The sequence below is a fragment of the Mycobacterium sp. 1245852.3 genome (assembly GCF_001669335.1).
Lineage (GTDB): Bacteria > Actinomycetota > Actinomycetes > Mycobacteriales > Mycobacteriaceae > Mycobacterium > Mycobacterium europaeum_A.
Window position 1 is genome coordinate 1 of record NZ_LZLL01000049.1, and the last position, 10,511, is coordinate 10,511.

General features: G+C 71.3%; 11 protein-coding genes. 5 read left to right on the forward strand and 6 right to left on the reverse strand.

Annotation, left to right across the window (positions count from 1 at the left end):
• Positions 1-218: 218 nt before the first annotated feature.
• Together A9W96_RS01860 and A9W96_RS01865 are read right to left on the reverse strand one after the other, a co-directional pair.
• Positions 219-1,526, reverse strand: a complete 1,308-nt coding sequence (locus tag A9W96_RS01860) for a primosomal protein (RefSeq protein WP_067137639.1) — start codon at positions 1,524-1,526, stop codon at positions 219-221.
• A 25-nt stretch (positions 1,527-1,551) separates the two neighbouring features.
• Entirely contained in the window at positions 1,552-2,370 is an 819-nt protein-coding gene (locus tag A9W96_RS01865; RefSeq protein WP_067025728.1) for an alkaline phosphatase family protein, read from the reverse strand.
• Positions 2,371-2,534: 164 nt separating this feature from the next.
• Between A9W96_RS01865 and upp the strand changes: the two genes are divergently transcribed.
• A complete protein-coding gene (gene upp, locus A9W96_RS30015) occupies positions 2,535-3,269 on the forward strand; it encodes a uracil phosphoribosyltransferase (protein ID WP_082972002.1) in 735 nt (244 codons plus the stop codon).
• On the opposite strand, the gene A9W96_RS01875 is transcribed toward upp, so the two are convergent.
• Positions 3,160-4,740, reverse strand: a complete 1,581-nt coding sequence (locus A9W96_RS01875) for a phospho-sugar mutase (RefSeq protein WP_067137641.1) — start codon at positions 4,738-4,740, stop codon at positions 3,160-3,162. The genes upp and A9W96_RS01875 overlap by 110 nt on opposite strands.
• A gap of 4 nt (positions 4,741-4,744) precedes the next feature.
• Entirely contained in the window at positions 4,745-5,560 is an 816-nt protein-coding gene (locus A9W96_RS01880) for a purine-nucleoside phosphorylase (protein ID WP_066868946.1), read from the reverse strand.
• A gap of 228 nt (positions 5,561-5,788) precedes the next feature.
• Here A9W96_RS01880 and A9W96_RS01885 point away from each other — a divergent pair, with 228 nt between their 5' ends.
• From A9W96_RS01885 to A9W96_RS01895, 3 genes are read left to right on the forward strand one after another with little or no spacing between them, the layout of a single operon-like run.
• Complete coding sequence (locus A9W96_RS01885; RefSeq protein WP_197497854.1) at positions 5,789-6,403, forward strand: cutinase family protein; 615 nt, start codon at positions 5,789-5,791, stop codon at positions 6,401-6,403.
• Positions 6,404-6,450: 47 nt separating this feature from the next.
• On the forward strand, positions 6,451-7,641 hold the full coding sequence (locus A9W96_RS01890) for a M20 family metallopeptidase (protein WP_066880136.1): 1,191 nt from the start codon (positions 6,451-6,453) through the stop codon (positions 7,639-7,641).
• A complete protein-coding gene (locus tag A9W96_RS01895; protein WP_066868952.1) occupies positions 7,638-8,816 on the forward strand; it encodes an amidohydrolase in 1,179 nt (392 codons plus the stop codon). The genes A9W96_RS01890 and A9W96_RS01895 overlap by 4 nt, the downstream gene beginning before the upstream one ends.
• Positions 8,817-8,820: 4 nt before the next feature.
• On the opposite strand, the gene A9W96_RS01900 is transcribed toward A9W96_RS01895, so the two are convergent.
• Positions 8,821-9,648 carry an alpha/beta hydrolase gene (locus tag A9W96_RS01900; protein ID WP_067137644.1) on the reverse strand — a complete coding sequence of 276 codons (828 nt, stop codon included), beginning with the start codon at positions 9,646-9,648 and terminating at the stop codon, positions 8,821-8,823.
• A gap of 115 nt (positions 9,649-9,763) precedes the next feature.
• Complete coding sequence (locus tag A9W96_RS01905) at positions 9,764-10,243, reverse strand: gamma-glutamylcyclotransferase (protein ID WP_066868955.1); 480 nt, start codon at positions 10,241-10,243, stop codon at positions 9,764-9,766.
• An 82-nt stretch (positions 10,244-10,325) separates the two neighbouring features.
• Here A9W96_RS01905 and A9W96_RS01910 point away from each other — a divergent pair.
• Positions 10,326-10,511: FAD-dependent oxidoreductase (locus tag A9W96_RS01910; RefSeq protein WP_197499349.1), on the forward strand; the 186-nt coding region annotated here is incomplete at its 3' end.

Below are 10,511 nucleotides of genomic sequence, written 5' to 3' on the forward strand. Positions count from 1 at the left end.
CGCCACGGCGACTGCGGCACCGGGGTGTCGGTGTAGCGGTGCAGCCGTTGGCGGCGCCGGGCCGCGACGTAAACGTAGACGGCCAGCAGGCCCAGCGGCACCAAGCCGAACAACAACAGGCCCGGACGCTGGAACCCGTAGAGGGGCAGCGGGCCGATACCGGGAAGCGACACGTCACCCAACCTTCCCGTCCAGCCCGCAACCGTCAAACGATGGGACTACTCGCGGCGCAGCCGTCCATCGACGAACTGCTCCAGTTTCTCCCACTCGCGGACCGCCGCGGCGTACGGCGGTGACGGCTTGGTGACCGAGTCGGGCTCGAGCACGGCTGCCACCAACTTGCCCAGCGGCCGGCTGGTCTCGAGCGCCTTGTCGACGGCGGAATCCTCGGAGTAGTCGCCGATGTCGCGCAGCACCTCGACGGCCAGCTCCAACTGCTCGCGATCCACCGCGTCCGGCCCGTCGGCCAGGTCATCGGCCAGCCCGCTGAGCACGTAGATGTTGTCCTCGGTGATCTCCACCTCCAGCGAGCCGTCGGTCGCGGCGGTGCGGATGTCGTCGTAGGTGCTCAGGTCGGCCAGGTCGTGGTCGTGCTCGTCGGCCAGGTAGCGGGCCAGCGCACGCTCGGAGGTGAAGACGCTGATGCGCCCGTTGCGGCCAAGGAAGATCGGCTGGTCGTCCAGGTAGCAGCGCAGCGTGTAGAAGGTGCCAGAACTCGTCATGATCCGGATCGGGTCGATCCCCACCTGCAGCCAGAAATCCTTGTCGCTGCCCAGCACCACGGTGTCGCCGGTCGCCCGCTCCTCGGTGTCCTCGGCCTCGTCCTCGTCGTCGTCCTCGGCCTCGTCGTCGGGATCCGCGGCTTCCTCGACGGCCTCATCGGCGGTGTCGGCGGCGTCGGTGTCCTCGTCGGCCTCGACCTCTTCGCGCTCTTCGGCGAGCTCGTCGGCGGCCTTCTCCGACAGCTTCTCGTCCACCTCGGGGGTGCTGACGATGCCGTCGATCGCGGCGAGCACGTCGTCCCAGCTGCGGCCGATGACCTCGGCGATCGCGTTCCAGCGTTTGGTGCCGGCCTTGCCGGTGAAGTGCTCGATGCCGCCGGAGACGGTGCCCAGGATGGGGTTGCCGTTGAAGAACTTCGACACCGCGGGCAGCTCGCACACCGAGCCGATGGACGACACGATGGCCAGCGTGCCGGCCAGCGCGGCCACCGACTCGTCGGTGGGCTTCTCCGCCACCAGCTCCTCGACGGCGATCAGGTCGAACTGCTTGTCCTCGGCGGGTTCGAAGGTGTGCGCGTGCGCCGAACGCAGCTCGTTCCACGACGGGTGGTCGGCCAGGTCGTTGTCGTCGTTCGAACGCACGAAGGCAACCAGGTCCGCGACGGAGGTGAACGCGAACAGGTCCTCGTCCTTGCCCAGGAACGCCTCCCACTCGTCGCCGGAGTCACGCCACCGGGGCGCCCACACGGTGTAGCGGTCACCATCGGACAGGCTCAGGCGGATGGGGACGAGGTCAGCAGCCATGCGGCACACAATAGCGACCTGATCTCTAGCCCCAGATATCGGTGATGGGCGCCGCGCTGGCGGCGTACCCCGTCTTGGGCAGTCCGTACATCTGCTCCACCGTGGACAGCACGTTGTAGTGGTTGATCTGTTCGCTGTAGCTGCCGGGCCGCACGTGCGCGCCGTAGAACACCGTCGGGATCTGGTTGCGGCTGCCGTTATCGTCCTCGTCGAACGTGACGATCAACAGGCTGTTGTTGGCCGCCGCCCAGTTCGCATACCCGGACAGGTTGCGGTTCAGCCACGAGTCGGCCTGCGCGATCGAGCCGTCGTGCATGTTGTCGTCGTTGTTGGGGATGACGAACGAGACGGTGGGCAGGCTGGCGTAGTTGCCCATCGGGAACGCGGAGAACGGCAGCGAGTTCGCCGCGGGCACGTTGGTGAAATTGGCCCAGGGCACGTGCTTGCGCGCGTACTTGCCCGCGCTGCACACCGGCGAGCCGGCCGCGGGCAGGCCTTCGGCGAAGCCGACGAATGTGTAACCCGCCGCGAGCAATTCGGATCCCAAGTTGGGTGCGGCGCCGCCGTTGACCGGGCACAGGTCCTTGTTCACCCCGAAGGTGTTGCCGGCGAACAGCGCCAGATAATTCGGTTCGCTGGGGTGGGTTTCGGCGTACGACTGGGTCATGTTGGCGCCGGCCGCGGCCAGCGAGGTGATGAAGGGCGCCGACTTGTTGCCGATGATGCCGTTCTCGGAGCGGTTCTCCTCGACGACGATCACGATGTGTGCGGGTTGCGGAATGGCCGCTGCCGCAAGGCCTATGCGTGCGGTCAACGGGCTGGCCGCCAGCGCCAGCAACGCCACCGCGGCCAATGGCCGCAGGCCCCGGCACGCTCGGCCGATCAGCCTTCTCGGACTTCGAAATTCGCCCAACACGCCCGGAGTATATGAACGGGCGCAGGCGTTTTCCTGCGACGTCCGCAGCGTGTCAGGAGGGCTTTGCCCGATCGTTATATACCCTCAACCCCATGGAAGTCTCCGTCATCGACCACCCGTTGGCCGCCGCCCGGCTGACGGTGCTGCGCGACGAACGCACCGATGCAGCCGGTTTCCGCGCCGCGCTGGGAGAGCTGACGCTGATGCTGGTCTACGAGGCCAGCCGGGACGCGCCGCGAAAGTCGGTGCGGATCCGGACCCCGGTGGCGTCGACCGTCGGGACGCGCTTGGTCAAGCCGCCGCTGCTGGTGCCGGTGCTGCGGGCCGGGCTGGGCATGGTCGACGCCGCGCACGCGGCGATTCCGGAGGCCGAGGTGGGATTCGTCGGGGTCGCCCGCAACGAGCAAACCCACCTGCCGGTGCCCTATCTCGAGGCGCTGCCCGACAAGCTCGCGGCCAGGCCGGTGATCGTCCTGGATCCGATGCTGGCCACCGGCGGGTCGATGGCGCACACCATCGGCCTGTTGCAGCGCCGCGGCGCAACGGATCTCACCGTGCTCTGTGTGGTCGCGGCCCCGGAAGGCCTTGCGGCGGTGGAGGAAGCGGCGCCCGATGCCCGGGTGTTCACCGCCGCGGTCGACAAGGGGCTGAACAAGTCGGCCTATATCGTGCCCGGCCTCGGCGACGCCGGTGACCGCCAATTCGGGCCCAACCTGTTCACCAGCTCTGCACCGCAGCGACCAGCCGCTCGCGCAGGGCGCGGGCGCGCCGCCGCGAAGCGCCCAGGTCGTCGCCGACCGCGCAGCGAATCTCCAAGTAGCACTTGAGTTTCGGCTCCGTCCCCGACGGGCGCACCACCAGCCTGATCGACGTGCCGTCGTCGCCGGCGGTAAAGATCAGCGCGTCGGTGATGTCGGTGAGCTGCGCGGGGTACCCGGCCAGCGTCGCCGGTGGGGCGGCCCGCCAGCGCCGCATCAGTTCGGCCGCCTCGGCGGCGTCGGCGACGCGGCGCGACACCGCGGCGACGTCGTGCACGCCGTACCGGCGGGCCAGCTCGTCGAGTAGGTTGCCGACGGTCCGGCCCCGTTGGCCGGCCGCGGCCACCAGGTCGCACACCAGCACCGCGGCGCTGATGCCGTCCTTGTCGCGCACGGATGCGGGATCGACGCAGTGCCCGATCGCTTCCTCGTAGGCGTATACCAGCGTGCCGCCGGGCACATCGGCGTCGGCGCGGGCCAGCCACTTGAAACCGGTGCGGGTTTCGACGTGGACCGCGCCGTGGTGCGCCGCGATCGCCGACAGCATCCGCGACGACACCAGCGTGCTGGCCACCACCGGTGTCGGCGTGTTGGTCGTGGACAGGATGTAATCGCCGAGCAGCCAACCGGTTTCGTCGCCGGACAGCATCCGCCACCCCTGTGTGTCGGGGATGCCGACGGCGCATCGGTCGGCGTCGGGGTCCAGCGCGATCGCCACGTCGGCGTCGACGTCGGGGGCCAGCGCCAGCAGCGCGTCGGTGGCGCCGGGCTCCTCGGGGTTGGGGAACGCGACCGTCGGGAAATCCGGGTCGGGGGCGAATTGCGCTCCGACGGAATGCACTTCGGTGAACCCCGCGCGCCCCAACGCCTCGACGGCGACCGCGCCGCCCACCCCGTGCAGGGGGGTCAGCGCCACCCGCACCGAACCGCTGCCGCGCCGCAACCCGGCCGCCCGCTCGAGGTAGCGCCGCACCAGATCCGTCCGCGCGGGTTCGACCGGGACCCGGCCGATCTGATCGGCCGGCGGGGCGGCGGCCATGGCGGCCTCGATCTTGCGGTCGGTGGGGGAGACGATCTGGATGCCGCCGTCGAGGTAGACCTTGTAGCCGTTGTCGCCCGGCGGATTGTGCGATGCGGTGATCTGGACCCCGGCCGCCGCACCGGTGTGACGCACCGCGAACGCCACCACCGGAGTGGGCATCGGGCCGGGCAGGAGGTATACCGAAAAGCCTTGAGCCGCAAGCACTTCTGCGGTGACGGTGGCGAACACCGCCGACCCGTGCCGGGCGTCGCGTCCCACGATCACCGACGAGCCGCGCAGGCCGCGCCCGATCAGTACCTGCGCAAGAGCCCAGCTGGCCCGGGACACCACGGCGACGTTCATGGCGTCGGGTCCGCCGCGCACCGGGCCGCGCAGGCCGGCAGTGCCGAACGTCAGCGGGCGGGCGAACCGCGCGGCGAGTTCGTCCGGGCCGCAGGCGGCGAGTTCGGCGGCCGTGCGCGGGTCGGGATCGTGGGCGATCCACTCCTCGGGCGTCATCGCGCTAGAACCGGGGCAGCTGGGCGAGGATCAGGGCCAGCAGCGCCCCCATCCGGGTTGCCGCCGCGGCTCCGGCGGCCAGCACCTCGGCGTGGCTGAGCGGTTCGCCACTGAGCCCGGCGGCCAGGTTGGTCACCAGCGACACCCCGAGCACCTCGGCGCCGGCCGCCCGGGCGGCGATCGTCTCGTGCACCGTGGACATGCCGACCAGGTCGGCCCCGAGCGTCCGCAGCATCCGGATCTCGGCGGGCGTCTCGTAGTGCGGCCCTGGCAGCCCGGCGTAGACGCCTTCGGTCAGCGTGGGGTCGGCCTGGCGGGCGAGTTCGCGCAGCCGGGGCGAGTAGGCATCGGTGAGGTCCACGAACTGCGGGCCGACCAGCGGCGAACGGGCGGTCAGGTTCAGATGGTCGCTGATCAGCACGGGTTCGCCGACGGTCATGTCCTGGCGCAGCCCGCCCGCCGCGTTGGTGAGCACGACGGCGCGCACCCCGGCCGCGCAGGCCGCCCGCACCGAGTGCACGACGTGACACAGGTCGTGGCCCTCGTAGGCGTGGATCCGCCCGACCAGCACCAGCACCCGGTGGACACCGATGCGCATCGACAACAGCTCGCCGGTGTGCCCGACCGCGGTGGGCGGCCGGAAACCGGGCACCTCGGCCTGGGGCAGCACGGCGGTGGGCGTACCCAGCGCCGCGACGGCCGGTGGCCAGCCCGATCCGAGCACGATGGCGACGTCGTGCTCGGCGATTCCGGTGCGTTCGGCGATGACCTCGGCCGCCCGGGCCGCGAGCTCGCCTGGGTCGGACGGGGTTTGGGTCACAGCGGGAGCCTAGCCCGGCGACGGCGAGCGCCGATGGCGGCGCGAGTGAGGAGCCGGGCGATCGAGCCTAGCCCGGCGACGGCGAGCGCCGATGGCGGCGCGAGTGAGGAGCCGGGCGATCGGCCCAGCGGTGGGGAGCTGTCGCCGGTATATGCCAGGATTTGCCGTATGAATCTTCGTAAGTGGCCGGTGGTTGGCCCGGTCATGGGAGCGGCCGTCGCTGTTGTGCTGTCGGTGGTTTCGATCACACTCGGCCCGGCGCCGTCGGCCAGGGCGGACTGCCCGAACGTGCAACTCATCTTCATCCGGGGTACCGCCGAGCCGCCCGGCCTGGGGGCCGTCGGCGACGCGCTGTTCGCCGCGCTGCAACCCGCGCTGGGGTCGCGCAGCGTCGATTCCTACGCGGTGAACTACCCGGCCAGCTACAACTTCCTGACCACCGCCGACGGCGCCAACGACGCGCGCGACCACATCGCCCAGATGGTCGACCAGTGCCCGTCGACGCGGCTGGTGCTCGGCGGCTTCTCGCAGGGCGCCGCCGCGGTGTCGATGCTCGCGGGCGTGCCGCCGGTCGGCGAGCGGATCGGCAACTTCGGATCGGCGCCGGCGCTGGATCCCGCGCTCGCCGGCAAGATCCGGGCCGTCGCGGTGTTCGGCAACCCCGGCAACCGCTTCAACACGCCGCTGTCGTCGACGGGTGCCTTCGCCGGCCGCGCCATCGACCTGTGCAGCGACGGCGACCCGGTCTGCGTCGTCGGCGGTCGCGACCGGGATGCCCACCACGTCTACGAGGACCCGCCGTATCCCGGTCAGGCGGCCGGATTCATCGCCGGGCTGGTGTAGCTTTGCGGCCCTCCGGGCCGCCGACCGGTGAGTGACATACTGCGAGAGTGCCCACAACCCCGTTAGACAGTGTTGAGGCTGTGGTGCGGCGACGTGGTGCCGACCTGGTCGAGTTGTCCCATGCCATCCACGCCGAGCCCGAGCTGGCCTTCGCCGAGCATCGCAGCTGCGCCAAGGCGCAGGCGCTGGTCGCCGAGCGCGGCTTCGAGATCACCGCGGCCGCCGGCGGGCTGGACACCGCCTTTCGCGCCGACTTCGGCAGCGGGCCGCTGACCATCGGCGTCTGCGCCGAATACGACGCGCTGCCCGAAATCGGTCACGCCTGCGGCCACAACATCATCGCGGCGTCGGCGGTGGGCACGGCGCTGGCACTGGCCGACGTGGCCGACGAGCTCGGGCTGCGGGTGTCGCTGCTGGGGACGCCGGCCGAGGAGGCCGGCGGCGGCAAGGCGCTGCTGCTCGACGCCGGGGTGTTCGACGACATCGCCGCGGCGGTCATGCTGCATCCGGGGCCGGTCGACATCGCGGCGGCCCGCTCGCTGGCCCTGTCCGAGGCGACGGTGAACTACCGCGGCAAGGAATCGCACGCCGCCGTGGCGCCGCAGCTGGGCGTCAACGCCGTCGACGCGGTGACCGTCGCGCAGGTGGCCATCGGCCTGCTGCGCCAGCAATTGGCGCCGGGGCAGCTGGTGCACGGCATCGTCACCAACGGCGGGCAGGCCGTCAACGTGATCCCCGGCCGCGCGGCGGTTCAGTACGCGATGCGCGCGGTGGAATCCGATTCGCTGCGTGAGCTGGAGGGCCGGGTGTACGCCTGCTTCGCCGCGGGCGCACTGGCCACCGGCTGCGAATACGAGATCGACAATCCCGCACCCGCCTACGACGAGCTGCGGCCCGACGAGTGGTTGGCCGACGTCTTCCGCGAGGAGATGTGTCGGCTGGGCCGCGAGCCGGTCGCCCGCGAGTACGAGTCCGCGCTGCCCATGGGCAGCACCGACATGGGCAACGTGACGCAGGTGCTGCCGGGGATCCACCCGATCGTCGGGGTCGACGCCGGCGGCGCGATGGTGCACCAGCGCGCCTTCGCCGACGCCGCCGCCGGCCCCAGCGCCGACCGCGCGGTCGTCGAGGGCGCGATCATGTTGGCGCGCACGGTTGTTCAGCTGGCCCAGACGCCCGCCCAGCGCGACCGGGTGATGGACGCGCGGGAGCGCCGGCGGTCCGGGGCGCGATCATGAGCCTGGTCGACGCCGCCGATTCGTGGCTGGCCGCCCACCACCAAGACCTGGTCGACTGGCGCCGGCACATTCACCGCTATCCCGAGCTGGGCCGCCAGGAGTACGCCACCACCCAGTTCGTCGCCGAGCGGCTGGCCGAGGCCGGCCTCAACCCCAAGGTGCTGCCCGGCGGGACGGGGCTGGTGTGCGACCTCGGGCCCGAACACGAGCCCCGGATCGCGTTGCGGGCCGACATGGACGCCCTGCCGATGGCCGAGCGCACCGACGCCCCCTACGCCTCCACCATGCCCAACGTGGCGCACGCCTGCGGTCACGACGCGCACACCGCGATCCTGCTGGGCACCGCCCTGGTGCTGGCGTCGGTGCCCGAGCTGCCGGTCGGGGTGCGGCTGATCTTCCAGGCCGCCGAGGAGCTGATGCCCGGCGGGGCGATCGACGCCATCGCGGCCGGCGCCATCACCGGGGTGTCGCGGATCTTCGCCCTGCACTGCGACCCGCGGCTGGAGGTTGGCAAGGTCGCGGTCCGGCACGGCCCCATCACCTCGGCGGCCGACCAGATCGAGATCACGCTGTATTCGCCCGGCGGGCACACGTCGCGCCCGCACCTGACGGCCGACCTGGTCTACGGGCTCGGCACGCTGATCACCGGGCTGCCCGGGGTGTTGTCGCGGCGCATCGACCCGCGCAACGGAACCGTGCTGGTGTGGGGCGCGGTCAACGCCGGGGTGGCCGCCAACGCCATCCCGCAGAGCGGCGTGCTGGCGGGCACCGTGCGCACCGCCAGCCGGCAGACCTGGGTGGGCCTGGAGGAGATCATCCGCGAGACGGTGTCCGGGCTGCTGGCGCCGCTGGCTATCGAACACACGCTGCAATACCGGCGCGGCGTGCCGCCGGTGGTCAACGAGGACCTCTCGACGCGCATCCTCACCCACGCGATCGAGGCCGTCGGCCCCGACGCGCTGGCCGACACCCGTCAGTCCGGGGGTGGCGAGGACTTCTCCTGGTACCTCGAGGAGATCCCCGGTGCGATGGCGCGCCTCGGCGTGTGGCCGGGGGTGGGGCCGCAGCTCGACCTGCACCAGCCGACGTTCAACCTCGACGAGCGGGCCCTGCCGATCGGGGTGCGCGTGATGACCAACATCGTCGAGCAGTCGGCCGCGTTCGAGCGGTCCTAGGCGCCTACGAGGGCCGCGCACCCGTGGCGCGCACGACATGGTCGGCGATGTGGGCGTACGTCCGCCGCGTGACGTCGCCGGCGCCGCTCATGATGTTGTAGCCGTGGTCGACGCCGGCCACCTCGTGGTACTCCGCCAACGCCCCGACGGCCCGGAGTTTCTCCGCGTACCTGCGGGCCTCGTCGCGCAGCCGGTCGTGCTCGGCGGTCACCACCAGCGCGGGCGCTATGCCGGCGAGGTCGTCGGCGTTGCCGTCCCAGGCGGGCGACGCCAGGCGGTCGCGCCGGTGCGCCGGATCGGGAATGTAGGCGGTGTCGAAGACCTCGCTCATCCACGGCTTCATGATCGCCCGGTTGCCGATCGCCGAGGGCTTGTCGCGGCTGGGCGTGACCAGGTCCAGCGGCGGGTAGTGCAGCACCTGCAGCGCGATGTCGGGGCCGCCGTTTTCCAGCGCGAGGCGGGCCGCCGCGGCCGACAGGTTGCCGCCCGCGCTTTGGCCGCCGACGCACAGCCGGGTGCCGTCCCAGTCGCGCTCGGCGCCGGCCGCCCAGCACACGATGTCATAGATCTGATGCACCGCGGCGGGGAAGCGGCGCCGCGGCGCCAGCGCGTAGTCGGGGTTGATCACCAGCACGCCCGCGTTGGCGGCCAGGTAGCGGCACCATGGATCGTCCTGCTCGGGGTGTCCGACCACGAAGCCGCCGCCGTGCACGTTGACGTAGACGGGCGGGTTCGTCGCCGCGGGCGGGTAATAGACGGTCGCGGACACGGTGCCCTCGCGGGTGGGGATCGCGACCTCACCGGTGCGGGCGGCGAACTCCGGGAAGCGCACGGCGGGCTTAGGAGCCGGGTTGATGGCGGCCGCGAACGCGCGCGCCACCGCGTCGGCGATCAGCGGTACGGACAGGATTGACAGCCGAATGTCCTTCGCGTTCGGGGCGCCTCGATCAGGCGCTGGTGCCGGGACCAATGTTTCGGGCCGGGCGGGTGCGCAGCCAGTGTACGTAATCGCTTGGCGCTCCGGCGATTTCGGCGGCGTCGGCCATCACCCCCAGGTACCGGGCCGACGGCATGCCGCCTTCCCAGGCGTCCAGCACGTACAGCCACGCCAACACCGGGTCAGTGTCGGTGTCCGACGAGATCCGCTCCACCCGGCACCGGATCTTCTTGTGCACGCCGAACTCCGAGCCCTCCCAGCGGTCCAGGTTGTTCTCGTCCGCCGGAGTCATGTCGTAGAGGACGACGAACACCTTTGACCCCGGGTCCTCGACGACGCTGGCCAGCGCGCCCTCCCAGCCGATGTCCTCGCCACCGAAGGTCAATCTCCACCCGTGCAGCCAGCCGGTTCCGGCCATCGGCGAATGGGGCGCGCGTTTCTGCATCTGCTCGGGATCCATGTTGGACCCGTACGCGGCGTAGAGCGGCACGGGGAAAGCTTAGACGTCCGACGCTGGCCGGTCTTCCCCCGAGCATTCGCGGGGTCCCCGCCGCTTCGTTAGGTTGGGGGCTGTGGTGACCCGCATCGTGATCCTCGGTGGCGGCCCGGCCGGCTACGAGGCCGCGCTGGTGGCCGCCACCTCACACCCCGACACGACCCGCGTCACGGTGATCGACTCCGACGGCATCGGCGGCGCGGCGGTGCTCGACGACTGCGTGCCGTCCAAAACGTTCATCGCCTCCACCTGGCTGCGCACT

Bases quoted from the DNA above. Each gene is read 5' to 3' on its own strand.
- A9W96_RS01875 (WP_067137641.1), bottom strand. From the start codon at position 4,740: ATGACGCCCGAGGAGTGGATCGCCCACGATCCCGACCCGCGCACGGCC.
- A9W96_RS01895 (WP_066868952.1), top strand. From the start codon at position 7,638: ATGAGCCTGGTCGACGCCGCCGATTCGTGGCTGGCCGCCCACCACCAA.
- upp (WP_082972002.1), top strand. From the start codon at position 2,535: ATGGAAGTCTCCGTCATCGACCACCCGTTGGCCGCCGCCCGGCTGACG.
- A9W96_RS01860 (WP_067137639.1), bottom strand. From the start codon at position 1,526: ATGGCTGCTGACCTCGTCCCCATCCGCCTGAGCCTGTCCGATGGTGAC.